Below are 18,175 nucleotides of genomic sequence, written 5' to 3' on the forward strand. Positions count from 1 at the left end.
ATACGGTGTAAAAACCCGGGGCGCTGGCCGCAGTGCGGTTAGGAAGACCTTGACCACGTTACTACTTACGCGCGTCAAGGAGAATAAATCATGGATGTATCACTACTCGTTTGGTCAGTTACGGTCGGAGCAATTCTCCTACTCGTTATTGCTGATCTACTCACCGTCAGTGCAAAGCCCCACGAAGTAAAGTTTAAAGAAGCTGCGGGCTGGTCAATTTTCTACATCGGAATCGCAATTGGTTTCGGCATCTGGGTCTGGCAGCAATATGGAAGCCAGATGGGAACCGAATTCTTTGCCGCTTATCTCGTTGAGAAATCTCTCTCCGTCGATAACCTCTTTGTCTTTGTCATCATCCTTGCTCAATTCGCTGTACCGAGTGCGTTCCATCAGCGCGTACTTCTTATCGGCGTAATTTTGGCGCTCGTACTTCGTGCCATCTTTATTGCAGTGGGTGCTGCCGCACTTCAAGCATTCGCGTTCACCTTCGTGATCTTCGGAGCAATCCTGATCTGGACCGGTGTTGGTCTCTTCAAGCATTGGGATGAAGATCCAGAACCTGGCGATAACGCAATTGTGAAGCGCATTCGTAAGCGCATCACGATGGTCGATGAATTCCACGGAACAAAGCTATTCATCCGCCAGAACGGCAAGCGCATTGCAACACCAATGTTCTTGGTGATGATTGCTATTGGTTCAACAGACTTGCTTTTTGCTCTGGACTCAATCCCGGCAACTTTTGGCGTAACTTCTGAGACCTTCTTGGTCTTCTCAGCTAACGCTTTTGCGCTCCTTGGGCTGCGAGCTCTCTACTTCCTCGTGAAAGGCTTGCTAGACAGACTTATCTATCTATCTCTTGGCCTCTCAATAATCTTGATGTTTATCGGGGTTAAGTTGATCATGACGTATCTTCATGAAGAATTCACTTCTATCCCGAAGATTTCTACACCTGTCGGCTTGGCCGTCATTGGTACTATTCTTGTTATCTCGACAGTTGCTAGTTTGATTAAGACAAAGTCTGATCCGACAGCAAAGGCACATGCCGGTCGTGTAACAGGAAGCAAGGACAATGAAGGCGAAGATAGCTAAGGCGTGGAAAGCTCTTCCAGGCCCAGTCCGTAAAACAATTGTGTTGGTCGTTGGATCAACTCTGATTATTCTCGGATCACTTCTTGTCGTGCTTCCAGGCCCATTTACTTTGCCATTGATCATCCTTGGGCTCTTTGTTCTTGGCCTCGAATTTGCATGGGCGCAGAGAACTCTTGAGCAAGTAAAAGCACAGGGTTCGAAGCTCAACCCAAAGAAGTTGTTTAAGAAGTAATTCTGGGCATGCATCAAACTCTCACTGTTGAAGAGTTGCACGAAGATCAGTGGGCTCGTTACAGAGATATCCGTCTTGCTGCACTTGAAAACGATGGTCATGCGTTCGGCGGAAATCTAGAATCTGAAAAAGCTTTCACCGAAGAGGAATGGCGATCAAAGGCGCGGCAATACATTGCCTTAGTCGCAGTGATAGATGGCGCTGATATCGGCATGATGACGGTAGAAAATCTCAGCGGAGATTTCGGAGCCACATGCTGGGTTGGAAGTTGCTGGGTGAATTCAGAATTTAGAAAGTATGGAGCACTACGCGCACTCTTTGAGTATCTCGATACGGATGCCGCCCACAGAGATTGGCTAATTCAAGGACTTGGCGTCTGGGTTGATAACGAAATTGCGATTAGAGCCTACGAAAAAATAGGCTTTGCAATGATGGGTGAGAAGCAGGAAAGTACGCGCAAGCCTGGAATGTATTACCAGCGGATGATCAGAAAGGCGCCCAACTAGTTACGAAAGCTGAACTCGGTACTGACGCTTGCCGGATTCAAGAACGTAAGTGTCATAGAGCCCGCGTGCTACTTCGTTATCTGCATCAGTGTTCCAATAAAGGCGTGAGCATTTCATTTCAAGAGCGAAGGCTTTGACGTAATCAATCAGTGCTCTGCCTGCACCCGATCCGCGAACTGCTGGATCTACAAATAGATCTTCAAGGTAGCAGTGTCCGTTGGGAGACCATGTTGAGTTTTGAAGGTTGTAGGTCGTGAAACCAACAACCTTTCCATCAAGTTCAGCAACAGCACATTTCATATTGAATTCAGGATCCATGATGCGAGTCCATGTGCGCTCAGTCTGTTCAGCAGGGACAGCGGTCTTATAGAAGTCGAGATATCCCTGCCAGAGAACGAGCCAGCGCTCTTTATCGCCTTGTGCGATTGGTCGAATTGAAAGCGTCATTTAGAGTTTAAATGAAGGGTATTCGTCGGTAACGAGAATCAGCGCATAGCCGTACAAGCGGTTCCAGAACTTAATTGTTCCGAGAACTATCGTGAGAGCCCATTCTGGATATCGTCCGGTTGACCATGTGATGACCCAGGCGATTACTGAGACCGGTAGTGAAATTGCAATATAAATAAGTCCAACGACCACTAATGGAATTGCTAAGAACCATTTAATGAGTGGAAGTCCGCGATTGAGTTTGCGACCACCATCTACATCGGGAAGAAGTACTGCAACATTTGGATTACGTTCAATTGATGGATATTCATCTGTGAGAAGGAATAGATAAGCAAAAACTCTAGTTTCTAGCTCAATGAGGGCGTGATTAAAAGAAAGTACATAGCTTGGATAGAGACCGCGAAAAAGGATCGCTAGGCCGGCTGGGATGACAATCATTCCCGTTGCCCAGCCGTTATCGGCCATTGGAGTAAATGCGGCCACAAAAGCAATCATTGGAGCGACCAAGATGCCTCGCCAGAAGACAGTCTTCTTATCGCGATTGTCGAGTTGGACATTGATGATTGTTTCAATTTGATTAGCCATGTACCAATCTTAGTCCTCGCATATACCCTTTCCCAATGACATCACGCGAATACGCAGTTATTACTGGAGCAAGTAGTGGAATCGGCGCAGCAACTGCACGAGCGCTAGCAGCAAATGGGTATCACGTGATTGCGGCCGCAAGACGAGTCGACAAATTAACCGCTCTTGCAGCTGAATCACCAAATATTGAGGCTGTTGAGCTCGATGTCACTGATCAATCCAGCGTTGACGCACTTGTAGCGCATTTAGGAAATGCACCTGTTTCAGTGTTGGTACATAGCGCTGGTGGTGCATTCGATGCCGATTCAGTAATGGATTCAGATCCAGAGCTATGGCAGAAGACTTTTGATATCAACGTTGTAGGCGCAGTGCGCATGGTTAAAGCGATTACTCCGCTCTTTCGCGAACATCGCAAGGGCCACATCGTTCTTATTACATCTACCGCCGCGCATCGCACCTATGAAAATGGTGGAAGCTATGCAGCAGCTAAGTTTGGTGAAGCATCTCTTGTCGATACCTTGCGCCTTGAACTCAACGGCGAGCCCATTCGAATTACTGAGATCGCTCCGGGCATTGTGAAGACAGAAGAGTTCGCGAAGATTCGCTACAAGGGCAATGTTGATGCGGCAGCGAAGATTTATGAAGGTATTGAAAAGCCACTTGTCGCTGACGATGTTGCAGAAGCAATCCGTTGGGTTGTTATGTTGCCAGATCACTTCAACGTTGACTCGATGATGATCAAGCCACTAGCGCAGGCAGTTTCACACAAGGTCTATCGCAAGCCAATTCGTTAAAGGGAGTCAAGACTGATGTTCTCTGATCTCAGCATTAAGCGCGCCCGTGTGGGAGTAACTCTCTCTTTTCTTACTCTCGGGTTTAGCGCAGGAAATTTCGTATCTCGTATTCCTGATATCAAAAGCAAGCTCGAACTTTCAAACTCTGCGCTCGGTATTTGCTTGCTCATGATGTCTGTAGGAGTGCTCGCGGCGCTTGGACCCGTGGGTAAATTTGCCGCAAAGTTGGGTAGCGCTCAGACACTTAAAGTTGCTACCGCAGCTCTCTTACTTGTACAGCCCTTCGTTGGTTTGGCTAACTCTGTCGTAACTCTTTCTGCAGCGCTCTTTATCTTCGGCATGACTGTTGCTTCGCAAGATGTATCAATGAATACACATGGAGTGACCCTGGAACAGAAATCTGGCCTGCGCTATATGAGCAGATTCCACGCCTTCTGGTCTGTCGGTGGACTTATCGGAAGTATTTTTGGTGGTTTATTCGCGCAAGCTGAGGTAAGTGTTTTTATCCATATCATCGTTGTGTCGATTGTTAGTGCCATTGTCACTGTCATTGGGTCTCGACTACTTCTTTCTGCAGATGCAGATAAGCACATTTACACAGAAGAGCAGAAGGCCAAGAAAAAGCGCCCACCACTAATTCTCATCATGGGACTACTTGGTATGGCTGCATCTGTCGGAGAAGGTTCGACAGGCGACTGGGGAGGCGTGCTTGCGCGCGAAACTTTTGGCGCATCTGCATTCGTTAGCACAATTCCTTTTATTGCATTCTCATTCACCATGGTCGTCGGTCGTTTCTTTGGGGATCAACTTGCAACAAAGTTTGGTCCCAATCGCATCCTTAAAGTAGGCGGATTCATTGGTGGAATCGGTTTAGCAACAGGACTCATTGTTGGCGGAACTGGTGGAGTTATCTTCGGTTGGTTGCTCTACGGAGCAGCTCTTTCAGCAGTGATTCCACTTCTCTTTAGCGCAGCGGGATCAATGGCCAATAAGCGATTTGCTGGAAGTATTTCACCAGCTGAAGCGGTCGCAATGATCTCGGGAATTTCTTACTTTGGATTTATTGTTGGCCCACCATTAATGGGATTTGTTGCAGACTTGATCACACTGCGTTGGGCGATGCTTATTCCGGCAGTGCTCGCCATCATCATTTCGGCAAGCTCTCGAATCTTTACGAGCGATTAACGACTCTGTAATTTTCTAGCGTTGAATCTGTTGCATATGCGATTCGAACTCCTGCAGCACGAGAAGCGCTAAGGCCCTCAACAATCTGCTGGGTAAGTACTTCACCAGGAGCAACAACTGCGACTCCAGGAGGGTATGGTGCAATCAAATCTGCAGAGATTCGTCCGACGGCATTTGTTGCGGAAACCATCTCGGTTTCCGCAAAGTAAGCATCACGCATCGAAGTAGCGCGTTGTGGAACAACGGACCAGCTCAGTGCTGTTGCACTTTCGCGACGTTGTTCTTGGCGCTTCTTTAAAATCGGAATAAGAGCATCGGCTAGCGCATCAAAGTCAGCTTCAGAATCTGCAATCGTTGAAAGGAAGACGATGGTGTCGCGATCTGCCATTTCCACGCGAATTCCCTTCGCTTGCAGATCTTGTTCGATTTCAACGCCTGATGCGCCAAGCTGCTGAACGCGAAGAACAATCTTCGACGGATCAAAGCGTCCTGCTGGAAAATCTGATGGGTAGAGAAAAATTGGCAGTGCGAATTCTGCTTGCACCATCCCTTTAAATCGGTGAATGTTGTTGAGAAGGTTGCCAATAAGTTCTTCGCCGCGAGTTTCAAGGAGTGCGCGAACTCCATCGATGGACGCAAGAGGTGCTCCTGCAGGCGATGTTGTATGAGTCGTCTCAAAACTTTGTTCGAGTCTTTCGGCACTTAGAAGAGTTGTGCGTGCCAGCAGTAGGGCAGAGGCGCTGTAACCAGGAAGTGCCTTATGTGTGCTGGTAATGAGTGCATCAGCGCCGACTTGGAGCGCATGGTGTGGAAGATCTTTATGGAAACCAAAGTGACCACCCCATGCCGCATCGAGAATCACTGGAACGCTTACTGCGTGTGCTGCGTCGATTAGTACAGGAAGATCTGAAATCGTTCCGAGGTAACCAGGTTCGGTCAGAAGAACTGCAATTGGTTTTTCGCCCAGTGCGCGCTTTAGCTCTGCAATACCGATTCCAATTGGCACGCCAGTTGCTGCATCAATCTCAGGTGACATCCAGATTGGTTCGAGTCCTGCAAGAACGAGTGCGCTTAAAACAGAACGGTGAGCAGTGCGCGAGACGGCAACTTTGTCGCCAGGCTTTCCGAGAGCGAAGATGATCGCTTGATTGGCGTGGGTAGAACCTCCGGTTGAGAAGCGCGCATAGTCAGAGCCCCACAATTTCGCAGCTAGTGATTCAGCTTTCTTTAGGGTCTGATTGGTTAATTTGATTTCATCTAGCCCACCGTAGAGAGGCGTATCGGAATCAACGACAGCGCCTAGCCCAGCGTCGAGCGCGCTGGTCTTCTGCTTGTGGCCAGGAATCGTGAAAGGTGTTCGAGCACTCTCGAAGTAAGAGAGATAGGCATCAAGAAGTGGTGCGCCATCTCGAAGGTTGCTCATGTGGCAAGCCTAACTTGTAGAGAGCCATGGTTGGGCTCGCATCAGAAAATGATGGGCTTAGACTTTCACCATGACATCAAAGGATCCCCTCCCACAATCACGCCACTTGGCCACTGAAATTCCAGGGCCACTATCAACTGCAGCAATGCAGCGACGTAAAGAGGCTGTATCTGGGGGACTAGGAACTGCGATGCCGGTGATTGTCAGCCGCGCACATGATGCAATTATTGAAGATATCGATGGCAACCGAATCATCGATATGGGTTCAGGTATCGGTGTAGTAAACGTTGGTAACTCTGCACCTCGCGTTGTAAAGGCAGTGCAAGAAGCTGTTGCAAACTTTACGCATACCAACTTCACCACTGTTCCTTACATGGGTTACATTGAAGTATGCGAAGCGCTTAATCGCCTGACTCCAGGAAAGTTTAAGAAGAAGTCGATCCTGCAAAACTCAGGTGCAGAAGCTGTTGAGAATGCAATCAAGATTGCTCGTCACTTCACAAAGCGTGCCGCTGTTGTTGTCTTTGAACATGCGTATCACGGTCGCACCAATCTCACTATGGCGCTCACTGCAAAGAACATTCCTTACAAGGATGGCTTTGGTCCATTCGCTAACGAGATCTATCGCATGCCGATGCCTTATGCATATCGCTACAACGGCAATCCTGCGACTATCGCTGAAGATTCACTCGCAGCTGTTATTTCAAAGATTGAGAAGGAAATCGGCGCACATAACGTTGCAGCAATCTTGATCGAACCTGTAGTCGGCGAAGGTGGATTTATCGTGCCACCAGTTGGCTTTATGCCAGGGCTTCAAAAGTTTGCTACTGAAAACAAGATTGTCTTTATCGCTGATGAAGTTCAGTCAGGCTTTGCTCGCACAGGAAAGATGTTTGCTGTCGAGCATGAAAATATGGAGCCAGACATGATCATCTCTGCAAAGGGAATCGCTGGCGGAATGCCACTTGCAGCAGTTACTGCTCGCGCTGAAATTATGGATTCATCTCACGTGGGTGGACTCGGCGGAACATACGGTGGAAACCCAGTTGTCTGTGCTGCTGCCCTTGCTGTTATTGAAACCATCGAAGAAGAGAAGCTCGTGGATCGCGCTGCGCATATCGGCACGATTCTCGTGGACTCACTCAACGCACTTAAGGCTAAGTACCCAATCATTGGCGATGTTCGCGGTCGCGGTGCAATGGTTGCAATCGAACTCGTTCACGCTGGCACTAAGGATCCAAATCCTGAAGCGATGGCCAAGGTCATCAAGTACTGCCAGAGCAAGGGCGTACTCATCCTTACTGCGGGTACATACGGCAACGTGATTCGCTTCTTGCCACCATTGGTTATTACCGATGAACTTCTGAAGGATGCCCTTGGCGTTCTTGCAGAAGGTTTCGCAACTCTGTAATTCAATGATCATCGATGTCTGGTCGGACATAGTTTGCCCATGGTGTTTTATCGGTCGTCGTCGACTTCAAAAGGCGATTGCAAACCATGGCGCGGGCCATGAAGTCACAGTGCGCCACCGAGCTTTTCAGCTTCAGCCAGATATTTCTGGGGTTGTACCTACGGCTGAACATTTGGCCCAGAAGTATCGTCTAGATAAGACGAAGGTCGCCGAGATGCAGGCCAACGTTTGCTCTATTGCCGACAGTGAAGGCCTTTGCTACAACCTCGAGAACACTCTCTCGGGAAATACGGCAGATGCGCACCGATTAATTCTGTGGGCCGAGACCATTGGCCGGGATGACGATCTTCTGGAAGCGCTCTATTCAGCATATTTTGAAAAATCGAAACCTGTCTTCTCGCATGAAGACCTCTTGGCAATTACAGATGAGATTGGGATTGATCGAACTGCGGCCTCGGCCCTACTTGCCTCCGATGAATACACCGACCGAATCCAAGAGGATCAGGCGCTCGCAGCATCGCTAGGTGCAAACGGAGTCCCGTTCTATGTGGTCGATATGAAGTTCGGAATCTCAGGGGCTCAGCCACAAGAGCACTTCGACCAGATCTTCAGCCAGATTCACGCGTAAGAATCACCGCGTTATCTCACCCCTAATGGGGTGATTTTGGCTTCCATTAACCCTGACTCTCCATCACCCTAACACCATGGCAATGAAGAAGGGTGAGAAGAACTCCGAGTTCGAAGTGACCTCTGGGGTCACCCTTTCGCGCACACTCATTCCAACTCTTCCGCCAAATTATTTATCACGAAAACACCTCTTTCCTCTCTTGGATCAAGCTTCTCCAAGTACCACTGTTGTCATTGCCCCCGCAGGTTATGGAAAAACTTCTTTAGTTGCTGAATGGGCACAGAGTAAAAAAGATCAAGTTATTTGGACCACTCTCACTGAGTCAGATTCACTCGAAGAGATGAGCGCAATATTTATTCAAGCAACTCGAAATATTCTTCCTGGATTCGCTCCCTGGTTTGATGAAGAACCAGGAATTCGCCCTGTTGAAAATGTGCGTCGTTGGGCTAACGAGCTGATTGCAACTGGAAAAGATTTCATACTTGTTATCGATAATCTCCGACAGAACACGGCACGAGATGTAGATATTGCAATTCGGCTTATCGAACAATTCCCACCCAATTTACAATTTGTAACAATTAGAGGAGACAAGATCGAGACCGTCTACGCAACCTTCTCTTCTCGTGGTCCACTTTCAGTAATTGGCGCGCAAGATCTTGAGTTCAGCGAACACGAGGTTTCAGTCTTGGCAAAAATGCACAGCGTGGATTTCGAAGATTGTGAAATCCGAGCTTCACTCGATGCAGCACACGGTTGGCCAGCTGCAGTCTCGATGATGCTTTATCAAATTGGAAAGAATCGAAAAGTAGTTGATTTCGAGAAACTCGTATCCTCAGAGACTGAACCTCTACGTGCACTAGTCGCTTCGCTAGTAGAAAATTTAGATCCTAAAACGCGATCATTTGTTACGGCTCTCTCCGTAATTCAGGAGTTTAGCCATGAGCAAGCTGAAGTGATTTTGGAAGATGAATATTCATATGACCTCATCAATCAGATTGCCTTAGAGGGCAGTTATTTCTCTCAAACTGGCGATCCAGAACTTACATTTGAATTTTCTAAACTCGTTCGAGAGGTTCTTCTCTCCGAATTAAGAACCGATAAGTATAAAAAGATGCGAATTCACGCAAATTTAATGAAATTCCATGAGCATCGAAACGAACCAAATTTAGCCCTTGAGCACGCTTACTTAGCAGGCGATTTAGAGCGGGTAGCTGAACTCTTTCCCGATGCAGCTCGGATATTGCAGGCGACAGGTAATGGCCTTGAACTAATCCGTTGGTCAATCTTTGCCGGCGACAGTTCTCAGCTCGGACTTCTCAAGAGAAATACGGTCGAACTTGCCGGCCGTATTGCGTTGATGGATTATCACGGTGTCAGCAGCCTTTGCGATCAAATGATTTTCGATGCACAGGGGACTGTACTCGAGGGTTTCATTCGACAGATTACTCATGGTGCTCGCGCGCATCTTGATCTTGTCTTTGGAAGATTTGATGCCTTCGACAACAATTTTGAAATTGCAATGAATCCACAAGATGGGCCGTTGATGCTTGGCATCGACGAGCAAGTCGGACTCCTTCGCCTTGCGGCGACAAAAGCCTTCATTCTGGATGATTCAGAGAAGTTAGAGCGCTACTACAAGCAGGCTCAATCAATTGCGCAGGCTTCCAAAATTCCTCTTACTCAACTACTTCTGAATGCAATGAAAGCGATGTTTCTGTTTCAAAACGGAGATTATCGCCATGCCTTTGAAGCAGCACAGATTCACTACACGCAATCTACGAAGCGAGGCTACGTAGGATTCTATGGGCCACTCGAATCGATATTCATCATCGCTCGCTGTCAATGGGAGTTCACTCGCGAGAAAGAGGCAAGATCACAATTTGCTGCACTTAAAGATTTCGGTGAACAGTGGAAGCAGTGGCATTGGCATTTCTATGCAGACGGTTACCAAGCACGAGATCTAGTTATTAAGGGTCTTGTTCCTGATGCTCTTGAAAATATCAAAGCAGCTCGCGAAAAGGCATCGACCCTCGAACATTCTGAAGGACTCATGTCGATTATCGACTTGAGTGAACTATTCGTGCGATATGAAGTTCGAGATAATGAACGATTGGCGGTACTCCTCCAACGCGCACCAAGCTTGCGATTTGTTGAGCAGATTAAATTGTCACTCGATGAACGACTTGGAAAGAAGAGTGTTTCTGAGGATGTGAAGAAACTTCCTTCCAAAACACCAAGAGAGAAGATTTGGAAATATTTAGCAGAAGTTGGTGAGGTAATTGATAGCGAGAATCAGGCGCTCAAGATCATGAAGAGCGCTCTCGATGTTGGAGCCACAGTAGGGGCGAAAGAAACCTTCCTTCGCCAATCAGCAGAGATGGGAAACCTGATTATGAAGATAGCCGCCGAAAATCCAACGGTCTACCTAGAAGAGCTTGCAACAGGCGTAGCCGAGAGAATCAAATCTCAGCATAATCGCCCATCAGAATTTGCAGCATCACTGACCAAGCGAGAGCTCGAAGTATTACGCCATCTTTCGACTGATCGCCCGATTAGTGCGATTGCAGCAACTCTTCACATCTCACTCAACACGATGAAGACTCACCTGAAGAATCTTTACCGAAAGATGGAAGTTGATGGTCGAGTCACGGCAGTAGAGAAGGCAAAGGCTCACTTCATTCTCTAGCGTCGTGCGATACTTCGCATGTGCACGAGAAGGTAATTGATACTCCGCGTCTAGAACTTCATCATATTTCTGCGCAGGGCATCATTGAGTTATATGAAAACAAGGATGATGTCACAGCGATAGCGGGCAGAGACTTCACAAACCCACATCAGAATCTTGTTAAAGAGAGCGGTCCATTGGGTTGGCGTGTTCCGCAGGTGAAAGTTGATCCATCAGTAAACAAGTGGTTTGTCAGATTTATAGTTCTCAAAGAGAGCAAGGAAATTGTTGGCAGCACTAGTTTTCATGGAGTGCCTGATTCCGAAGGAATGATGGAGATTGGCCTTGGCATCGAAGAGGCTTTTCAAGGCAATGGATATGCCAAGGAAGCTCTTAAAGGCATGTGGAGTTGGGTCTGTACCTTTCCTGAGGTAAAAACTTTGAGATACACCGTGAGCCCAGACAATCTGCCATCCATCGCTGTGATTAACTACTTTGGTTTCGAGTACAAGGGCCAGCAGATTGATGAGGAAGATGGCCCAGAGAATATCTACGAGATGAGTACTTCAGAATTTAAGAGTAAGTGGGGGCAACAATGAGCGATGACTTCGATGCAATCGTTGGGGATATCGATGACGAAATCGACCTCACGCTCTATGCAGATGCTGCCGAACTTGCTGAAGAGGTAACTGTTCAGATTCTGGCTGCGATTGAAAAAGGACTTAAATTAAAGAGCCAATTCCACTTGGTGCTCACCGGTGGCACCCTCGGCGTGCAAATCTCAGAAGCGTTAGTCAATGAATTCAATGCCGATTCAGATGGCTTTGCCGGTCTTCATATCTGGTGGAGCGATGAACGCTTTGTTCCTGCAGATAGCGTTGAACGAAATGCTTTCCCATTCCACAAAACAGTTACCAATACAAAGATTGTTATTCACGAAGCTCTTGCATCAGATGTCGCAAAGAGCATCGATGAAGCGGTGAGTGATTATGATTTAGCGCTAGAAAATGTTGATATCGATCTCAACGTTCTGGGACTTGGCCCTGACGGGCATGTGGCTTCACTCTTTCCTGGAATTGCAGATATCGATGACCATAGAAAAGTATTTGCAATCACTGATTCACCAAAACCTCCTGCTGTGCGCGTTTCATTCACGATGTCATTAATCAATAGCGCTGCAGAAGTTTGGATTGTTGCAGCAGGTGAAAGTAAGGCCGATGCGGTCACAAAGATTATTGAGGGAGATCTCTCAATACCGGCGAGTTATGTTCGTGGAAATTCACACACTCGACTCATCGTTGATACAGAGGCCTTTTTCTCCGAATAAATTAGGGAAAAACGGTGCGATTCGAAAGTTGCAGACCGTTTCCGATAGACTTCTCACCTCAACGTTGAGCGTTTTCTACAGCGAATAGGCATATTCATGACAACTACCAATTTCGGAATGGTCGGCCTTGGCCGCATGGGCGCAAATATCGTCCGTCGCCTGGCTCGTCACAACATCACATCTGCCGTCTATGACGTCAGCCCTGATGCTGTTAACGCTCTCGCTGCTGAAGGCGCACTCGGTGCAACCGATATGGCTCACTTAGCCTCACAACTTTCAACACCTCGCACCATCTGGATCATGGTTCCGGCATCAGTAACTGATTCAACAATCGCAGCGATGGCAGAACATCTTTCTGCAGGCGACACCATCATCGATGGTGGAAATAGCTATTACAAGAATGACCTCAAGAACGCTGAGCTTCTGAAGGCAAAAGGAATTAACTTTGTTGACGTCGGAACATCAGGTGGCGTTTACGGTCTAGCGCGCGGTTACTCGCTCATGATTGGTGGCGACGATGCAGTCGTAAAGTCACTGGATCCAATCTTTAAAGCACTCTGCCCAGGAGTTGAATCCGCAGAACGCACACCTGGTCGTACCGGTGAACCACAGCAAGCAGAATACGGATATTTGCATTGCGGTCCGGTTGGTTCTGGTCACTTCGTAAAGATGATTCACAATGGAATCGAATACGGAATGATGGCGGCATTCGCAGAGGGCCTTGCAATCTTTGAAGCAGCAGATGAGATGACTCCTGCATACGATCTTGATATTCCAGCAATCACCGAAGTCTGGCGCCGCGGAAGCGTTGTTGCCTCATGGCTTCTCGATCTCACAGCACAAGCGCTTGTTGAGTCAGAAGAACTTACAGAGTATTCAACACAGGTAAGTGATAGCGGTGAAGGTCGCTGGACAGTGCAAGCAGCAATCGAAGCTGGCATCCCTGCCCATGTATTGAGCGCTTCTCTCTATGCGCGCTTTGCTTCACGTAACAACGACGAATTTGCTAACCGAGTCTTAAGCGCAATGCGTTACAAGTTTGGTGGCCATAACGAAAAGCCAAAGGGAAATTAATGAAGGCAGATGCTTTAGTTCTATTTGGCGCGACCGGAGATCTTGCAAAGAAGAAGTTATTCCCCGCCCTCTATGACCTTGAAGACCTCGGCGAACTCGATGTCCAAATCTTTGGCGTTGCATCTTCCAAATGGACACAAGAAGTCTTTAAAGAGAATGTAGAACAGGCAGTTCGTGCTCGTAAGCCTGATGTAGATGAAGCAGCGCTCGGTAAGTTGCTCAATGAGATGCAGCTGATTGTTGGCGATTATGAAGACCCACAGACATTTGTGGCTCTTGCTGAAGCAATCAAAGACTTCAAACTTCCAGTAATTTACTTAGCAATCGCTCCTGAATATTTTGCTCGCATTACTGAAGCTCTTGCGATGGTCGGAATTACTCGCCGGGCACGAGTAGTTGTTGAGAAGCCATTTGGTCGCGACCTAGAGAGCGCCAAGGCACTCGATGTTGAGCTAAAGAAGTTACTTCCTGAAGAGCAGATCTACCGCATCGACCACTATCTTGGTAAAGAAGCTGTAGAAGATCTTCTGGTATTCCGCTTTGCCAACACTCTCTTTGAGCCAGTGTGGAACCGAAACTATGTATCCAACATCCAGATCACCATGGCAGAAAGCTTTGGTATCGATGGACGTGGAAAGTTCTATGACGGAGTAGGTGCAACCCGTGATGTACTGCAGAACCACATCTTGCAGGTACTCACCATGCTTACGATGGAACCGCCCATTGATATGGGTTCTGATGCCATGCAGAACGAGAAGATGAAGGTTCTCTCTGCGATTCGCGATATCAATAAGACCGATGTTGTGCGCGGCCAATTCGAAGGTTTCCTCGATGAAGATGGCGTAGCTCAAAATTCTGATACTGAAACTTTTGTTGCGATGAAGTTATTCATTGATAACTGGCGTTGGGCTGGCGTACCTATCTACCTTCGCACAGGTAAGAAAATGCCTGAGACCGTACTTGAAGTCATCGTTGAATTTAAGCAACCTCCACGTGCACTCTTCGGAAAGAGCCAATCAAACCAAGTGCGATTCCGTCTTGGCGCAAAAGATGGCGTAGATATCTCACTTCAGGCGAAGAAGCCTGGAACAAAACTTGTCACTGAAACTGTTGATCTATCAGTTGAATTCGTAGCTGAATTCGGAGATCGCCAAGGACCTTACGAGCGACTTCTGCGCGCTGCGATGTTGGGAGATCACTTCCGCTTCACACGTATCGACTCAGTGCTGCACTCATGGCAGATTCTTGAAGATTTGTTGAAGAATCCAAATCCCGTCATTCAATATGAAGGCGGCACATGGGGACCAGCTGAAGCTCAGGATCTCATTCCTGGCGGTTGGGCACCTGTTGGTTCTGAAGCAGAGACTCTAAAAGATCTACATCAGTAATTAATCGCGGGCTTGCCCCGATTTATGTTTGTAGCGTCCCATAAATTCTGTCTTCATTTCCTGGAAGCTGCCGTCAACGAGCGCTTGGCGCATCTGATCAACCAGGCGCACGATAAATCGCTCATTGTGAATAGTCGCAAGCGTTCCTGCGAGCATCTCTTTGCCTCGGAACAAGTGACATAGGTAAGCACGGGTGTAGTTCTTGCAAGTGTAGCAATCGCATTCATCATCAATCGGATTGAAGTCGCGCACAAATGGCGCATTGGAAACATTGAAACGACCGGTCATTGTGTAGACCGAGCTGGTGCGAGCGATGCGAGATGCAAGTACGCAATCGAAGGTATCGACGCCATTTTCCACGCCAACAAAGAGATCTTCTGGAGCGCCAATACCGAGCAGGTGCTTTGGCTTATTTTCAGGAAGCGTTGAATTGACCCAACCAACGATGGTGCCGAGTGAATCTTTATCGAGCGCTCCACCAATTCCGAAGCCATCGAATTCGATACCCGATGAACTCATGGAACCTAAATCAGATGATGCCTTCTTGCGAAGATCTTCATACTGCGCACCTTGAATGACTCCAAAGAGAGCTTGGTAAGGCTTTTCTGCGCGTGATTCGGTAAGACGCTTATGTTCATCGAGGCAACGGATTGCCCAATCGTAAGTACGTGACATCGCTAGCTCTTGATAAGGGCGAGTGTTGTGAAGTGTTGTGCATTCGTCGAAGGCAAACATGATGTCAGCGCCCAGTTGATGCTGAATCTGCATCGACACTTCGGCGGTAAAGCGATGCATCGAACCATCGAGATGGCTCTTAAATGTCACGCCTTCATCATCAACATGCGCAAGACGCTCCTTATTCTTGGCAATTACTTGATCAGAACGGAAAGTCTGCGCATCCATGGCAAGAACTTTCTTGAATCCAACGCCAAGTGAGAGAACTTGGAATCCACCGCTATCGGTAAATGTGGGCTTATCCCAATTCATAAATTTGCCGAGCCCACCTGCTTCATCAAGAACGCTTGGACCAGGCTGCAAATAGAGGTGATAGGCATTAGCCAATAAAGCTTGTGCGCCAAGTTCTTCCATCGCTTCAGGAAGAACTGTCTTCACATTGGCTTTGGTACCGACGGGAATAAATGCTGGAGTTTGAATTTGTCCGTGGGGAGTTGTGATCACTCCGGCGCGAGCTAAACCGGATTCAGCGGCATGGGTAATCTCATATGAGAAGCCCTTATTTGATGTAGCTGAATCCATGTTGCATATTGTGTCAGAGTAATAGACTGACCAAATGCCTCAATTTAAACTCAAAGATGGTCGCGAACTCGAGATTCTCGATAATGGAATCAACTCTGAAAACGCAATCATTTTTCACCATGGAACTCCGGGCCATGCCAGCGCATGGTCTGAGTGGTTAGAGGCGGCAGCATCAGCAGGCATTCGCGCACTTTCCTATAGCCGCGCTGGTTACGGAACCAGTGATCGCAACCCTGGTCGTAGCGTTATCAGTATCAACAACGATATTGCGCAGCTACTTGATGCAAAGAACATCACCAAATTTGTTTCTATCGGTTGGTCAGGTGGGGGACCGCACTGCATCGCCAACACATTTGAACCACGCAACGTCGGCGCAATTTCACTCGCGGGCGTCGGAGCCTTTGGTGTAGACGATTTAGATTTTCTCGAAGGTATGGGTCCAGAAAATCACGATGAATTTGGTGCAGCGCTCAAAGGCGAAGCAGTTATTGATCAATGGATGAATGACAACGCAGGTCCCATGAAATCAGTAACCGGAAACGATATCCGCGAAGCATTCGGTGGATTAATTGGCGATGCCGATAAAGCAGTTCTTGAAGGCGATGCAGCAGATCAGATGGCAGCAACAATGCGCAGTGGGTTAGCAGTCAGCTTTGATGGTTGGATTGATGACGATTTAGTCTTTGTAAAGCAATGGGGATTTGATCTAGCTGACGTCACCAAGCCTGTCTTCTTATGGCAGGGCGATGATGACTTTATGGTTCCTCATACGCACTCATACTGGCTGGAAAAACACATTCCAACGGCAACGCTCTCATTTAAACCAGGCGAAGGACATATATCGCTCACAGTTAAGTGCCGCTCGGAAATTCTTGCGCAGGCGCAGGATTTATTGAAGTAAATGCTCTTTAAAGAATTTACCGTTCTGCTTAATCCGCAGTCACGGAAGCTAGTGATTGGCATGTGCCTCAACGCTATTGGCGGGGGCATGACGCTCTCACTTTTACTTGTCTATCTCCACGATATGCGCGGCTTTACCAATACCTTCGGCGGCCTTTTGCTTTCATATGGCGCAATTGTCAGCATTGTTGCCAGCACGCCGATGGGCGCTCTGGTCGATCGCATTGGCCCCAAGAAGGTAATGATTGCTGGCCTCATCTGTAACTCTGCTGCAGCGTTTTCGCTCTCATTTGTAGAGACTCACTTTCATGCAATTCTTGCGCTGACTTTTATCAATATTTCAGCACAAGCAGTCTGGCCAAGCCAGAGCGTAATTTTGACTCGCGTAACGCCTGAAGTTGATCGTCCTAAAATCTTTGGCTTTAACTTCATGTTGCTCAACCTTGGTCTTGGAATGGGTGGTTTGCTTTCATCTCTGATTATTCAAAAGGGTGACTTACTCTCATTCCAGATTATGTACTGGGTTGATGCAGCAACTTTCTTAATTTATCTACTCATTGTTTTTTCATTGCGTGGCGAACATGTCAACAAATACATTCCGAAAGAACATGAACCCACGCAGGGTTCCTATCGTGACTTGATGCAGATCAAACCGCTGATGTATCTAGGTTTTGCCGGAATCATTCTCTTCACATTTGGTTATGGAACCATTCAGGCTGGTATTCCTGTCTTTGCTACACAGTTCCTAGAGCTATCTCCTAAGTGGCTCGGAATTATCTTTGGAGTAAATACGATCTCCATCGTTCTCTTTCAACCACTTGTCATGCGCATTCTGGAAAAGTATTCAAAGTACACAGCGCTTATTTCTATTGGAATCATCTGGGCGCTCTCTTGGGTCTTTGTCGGCGTCTCTCCATATCTTCCTGTTCTTGCATCTGGCATAGCGCTCTGCATGAGCCAACTGGTCTTCGCATTCGGAGAAATGGTGCAAGCGCCGACGATTCCGGTACTTGCCAATGAACTTTCTCCTGAACATATCCGTGGCCGCACCAATGCCCTGATGAGTTTGCAGTGGTCAGTCTCGGGCGTCCTTGGGCCAGCCATCACGGGGCTGATGCTGGGGGCCGATCTGGCAACGGCCTGGGTTGTCGTAATGTTCCTCGGATGCTTCCTCTCTATTCCGCTCTTTCTGGCGATGAAGAGGCTGGCTCTCAAGGGGTGAAATAGGTCTAAATCGGACTTATGGGGTTCCGTTTTCGCTCAA

18 protein-coding genes are annotated in these 18,175 nt (G+C 47.7%); 14 read left to right on the forward strand and 4 right to left on the reverse strand.

Features of this window, described 5'->3' with window-relative positions:
* Positions 1-90: 90 nt before the first annotated feature.
* The 3 genes from AC8GFK_RS01665 to AC8GFK_RS01675 are packed head-to-tail and all read left to right on the forward strand — an operon-like array spanning position 91 to position 1,827.
* The gene (locus AC8GFK_RS01665) at positions 91-1,089 is read left to right on the forward strand and encodes a TerC family protein (protein ID WP_506625471.1); all 999 of its coding nucleotides are present in this window, start codon (positions 91-93) and stop codon (positions 1,087-1,089) included.
* Positions 1,070-1,321 carry a PGPGW domain-containing protein gene (locus AC8GFK_RS01670; RefSeq protein WP_095673201.1) on the forward strand — a complete coding sequence of 84 codons (252 nt, stop codon included), beginning with the start codon at positions 1,070-1,072 and terminating at the stop codon, positions 1,319-1,321. Before AC8GFK_RS01665 ends, AC8GFK_RS01670 begins: the two co-directional genes overlap by 20 nt.
* A gap of 8 nt (positions 1,322-1,329) precedes the next feature.
* On the forward strand, positions 1,330-1,827 hold the full coding sequence (locus tag AC8GFK_RS01675) for a GNAT family N-acetyltransferase (RefSeq protein WP_506625472.1): 498 nt from the start codon (positions 1,330-1,332) through the stop codon (positions 1,825-1,827).
* On the opposite strand, the gene AC8GFK_RS01680 is transcribed toward AC8GFK_RS01675, so the two are convergent.
* Together AC8GFK_RS01680 and AC8GFK_RS01685 are read right to left on the reverse strand one after the other, a co-directional pair.
* Positions 1,828-2,274, reverse strand: coding sequence for a GNAT family N-acetyltransferase (locus AC8GFK_RS01680; protein ID WP_506625474.1), 447 nt, complete (start codon positions 2,272-2,274; stop codon positions 1,828-1,830). It abuts the gene before it with no gap.
* On the reverse strand, positions 2,275-2,859 hold the full coding sequence (locus AC8GFK_RS01685; RefSeq protein ID WP_506625475.1) for a hypothetical protein: 585 nt from the start codon (positions 2,857-2,859) through the stop codon (positions 2,275-2,277).
* Between the two features lie 35 nt (positions 2,860-2,894).
* Between AC8GFK_RS01685 and AC8GFK_RS01690 the strand changes: the two genes are divergently transcribed.
* Entirely contained in the window at positions 2,895-3,653 is a 759-nt protein-coding gene (locus AC8GFK_RS01690) for an SDR family oxidoreductase (RefSeq protein WP_506625476.1), read from the forward strand.
* A 15-nt stretch (positions 3,654-3,668) separates the two neighbouring features.
* Positions 3,669-4,838: an MFS transporter gene (locus tag AC8GFK_RS01695; protein WP_095673206.1), complete on the forward strand. Its 1,170-nt coding sequence runs from the start codon at positions 3,669-3,671 to the stop codon at positions 4,836-4,838.
* Here the strand turns inward: AC8GFK_RS01695 and AC8GFK_RS01700 are convergent.
* Positions 4,825-6,261, reverse strand: a complete 1,437-nt coding sequence (locus AC8GFK_RS01700; protein ID WP_506625477.1) for an aminotransferase class I/II-fold pyridoxal phosphate-dependent enzyme — start codon at positions 6,259-6,261, stop codon at positions 4,825-4,827. The two genes, AC8GFK_RS01695 and AC8GFK_RS01700, sit on opposite strands and share 14 nt — an antisense overlap.
* Positions 6,262-6,331: 70 nt before the next feature.
* Between AC8GFK_RS01700 and gabT the strand changes: the two genes are divergently transcribed.
* From gabT to zwf, 7 genes are all read left to right on the forward strand, one after another.
* Positions 6,332-7,672, forward strand: a complete 1,341-nt coding sequence (gabT, locus tag AC8GFK_RS01705; protein WP_506625478.1) for a 4-aminobutyrate--2-oxoglutarate transaminase — start codon at positions 6,332-6,334, stop codon at positions 7,670-7,672.
* Positions 7,647-8,300, forward strand: coding sequence for a DsbA family oxidoreductase (locus AC8GFK_RS01710; protein ID WP_506625479.1), 654 nt, complete (start codon positions 7,647-7,649; stop codon positions 8,298-8,300). Before gabT ends, AC8GFK_RS01710 begins: the two co-directional genes overlap by 26 nt.
* A 76-nt stretch (positions 8,301-8,376) precedes the next feature.
* Positions 8,377-10,986 carry a LuxR C-terminal-related transcriptional regulator gene (locus AC8GFK_RS01715; RefSeq protein ID WP_506625480.1) on the forward strand — a complete coding sequence of 870 codons (2,610 nt, stop codon included), beginning with the start codon at positions 8,377-8,379 and terminating at the stop codon, positions 10,984-10,986.
* A gap of 20 nt (positions 10,987-11,006) precedes the next feature.
* Positions 11,007-11,564 (forward strand): GNAT family N-acetyltransferase, encoded by a 558-nt coding sequence (locus tag AC8GFK_RS01720; protein ID WP_506625481.1) that lies wholly within the window; start codon positions 11,007-11,009, stop codon positions 11,562-11,564.
* Entirely contained in the window at positions 11,561-12,292 is a 732-nt protein-coding gene (gene pgl, locus AC8GFK_RS01725; RefSeq protein WP_506625482.1) for a 6-phosphogluconolactonase, read from the forward strand. Before AC8GFK_RS01720 ends, pgl begins: the two co-directional genes overlap by 4 nt.
* A gap of 96 nt (positions 12,293-12,388) precedes the next feature.
* The gene (gene gnd, locus AC8GFK_RS01730) at positions 12,389-13,366 is read left to right on the forward strand and encodes a phosphogluconate dehydrogenase (NAD(+)-dependent, decarboxylating) (protein WP_506625483.1); all 978 of its coding nucleotides are present in this window, start codon (positions 12,389-12,391) and stop codon (positions 13,364-13,366) included.
* Complete coding sequence (zwf, locus tag AC8GFK_RS01735; RefSeq protein WP_506625484.1) at positions 13,366-14,754, forward strand: glucose-6-phosphate dehydrogenase; 1,389 nt, start codon at positions 13,366-13,368, stop codon at positions 14,752-14,754. The genes gnd and zwf overlap by 1 nt, the downstream gene beginning before the upstream one ends.
* On the opposite strand, the gene tgt is transcribed toward zwf, so the two are convergent.
* On the reverse strand, positions 14,755-16,011 hold the full coding sequence (gene tgt, locus AC8GFK_RS01740; RefSeq protein WP_506625485.1) for a tRNA guanosine(34) transglycosylase Tgt: 1,257 nt from the start codon (positions 16,009-16,011) through the stop codon (positions 14,755-14,757).
* 34 nt (positions 16,012-16,045) lie between these two features.
* Between tgt and AC8GFK_RS01745 the strand changes: the two genes are divergently transcribed.
* Both AC8GFK_RS01745 and AC8GFK_RS01750 read left to right on the forward strand, forming a co-directional pair.
* Positions 16,046-16,912: an alpha/beta fold hydrolase gene (locus AC8GFK_RS01745; RefSeq protein WP_506625486.1), complete on the forward strand. Its 867-nt coding sequence runs from the start codon at positions 16,046-16,048 to the stop codon at positions 16,910-16,912.
* Positions 16,913-18,133, forward strand: coding sequence for an MFS transporter (locus AC8GFK_RS01750; protein ID WP_506625487.1), 1,221 nt, complete (start codon positions 16,913-16,915; stop codon positions 18,131-18,133).
* Positions 18,134-18,175 lie beyond the last annotated feature (42 nt).

The organism is Planktophila turicensis (SeqCode) (assembly GCF_965234405.1).
In the GTDB taxonomy this organism is placed as follows: domain Bacteria; phylum Actinomycetota; class Actinomycetes; order Nanopelagicales; family Nanopelagicaceae; genus Planktophila; species Planktophila turicensis.

What these genes read in the sequence shown, in the direction of transcription:
- gnd (WP_506625483.1), top strand. Translation starts at nt 12,389, where the DNA reads ATGACAACTACCAATTTCGGAATGGTCGGCCTTGGCCGCATGGGCGCA.
- AC8GFK_RS01750 (WP_506625487.1), top strand. Translation starts at nt 16,913, where the DNA reads ATGCTCTTTAAAGAATTTACCGTTCTGCTTAATCCGCAGTCACGGAAG.
- zwf (WP_506625484.1), top strand. Translation starts at nt 13,366, where the DNA reads ATGAAGGCAGATGCTTTAGTTCTATTTGGCGCGACCGGAGATCTTGCA.
- AC8GFK_RS01690 (WP_506625476.1), top strand. Translation starts at nt 2,895, where the DNA reads ATGACATCACGCGAATACGCAGTTATTACTGGAGCAAGTAGTGGAATC.
- AC8GFK_RS01675 (WP_506625472.1), top strand. Translation starts at nt 1,330, where the DNA reads ATGCATCAAACTCTCACTGTTGAAGAGTTGCACGAAGATCAGTGGGCT.
- AC8GFK_RS01695 (WP_095673206.1), top strand. Translation starts at nt 3,669, where the DNA reads ATGTTCTCTGATCTCAGCATTAAGCGCGCCCGTGTGGGAGTAACTCTC.
- AC8GFK_RS01670 (WP_095673201.1), top strand. Translation starts at nt 1,070, where the DNA reads ATGAAGGCGAAGATAGCTAAGGCGTGGAAAGCTCTTCCAGGCCCAGTC.
- tgt (WP_506625485.1), bottom strand. Translation starts at nt 16,011, where the DNA reads ATGGATTCAGCTACATCAAATAAGGGCTTCTCATATGAGATTACCCAT.
- AC8GFK_RS01680 (WP_506625474.1), bottom strand. Translation starts at nt 2,274, where the DNA reads ATGACGCTTTCAATTCGACCAATCGCACAAGGCGATAAAGAGCGCTGG.
- AC8GFK_RS01715 (WP_506625480.1), top strand. Translation starts at nt 8,377, where the DNA reads ATGGCAATGAAGAAGGGTGAGAAGAACTCCGAGTTCGAAGTGACCTCT.
- AC8GFK_RS01745 (WP_506625486.1), top strand. Translation starts at nt 16,046, where the DNA reads ATGCCTCAATTTAAACTCAAAGATGGTCGCGAACTCGAGATTCTCGAT.
- gabT (WP_506625478.1), top strand. Translation starts at nt 6,332, where the DNA reads ATGACATCAAAGGATCCCCTCCCACAATCACGCCACTTGGCCACTGAA.
- AC8GFK_RS01685 (WP_506625475.1), bottom strand. Translation starts at nt 2,859, where the DNA reads ATGGCTAATCAAATTGAAACAATCATCAATGTCCAACTCGACAATCGC.
- pgl (WP_506625482.1), top strand. Translation starts at nt 11,561, where the DNA reads ATGAGCGATGACTTCGATGCAATCGTTGGGGATATCGATGACGAAATC.
- AC8GFK_RS01665 (WP_506625471.1), top strand. Translation starts at nt 91, where the DNA reads ATGGATGTATCACTACTCGTTTGGTCAGTTACGGTCGGAGCAATTCTC.
- AC8GFK_RS01700 (WP_506625477.1), bottom strand. Translation starts at nt 6,261, where the DNA reads ATGAGCAACCTTCGAGATGGCGCACCACTTCTTGATGCCTATCTCTCT.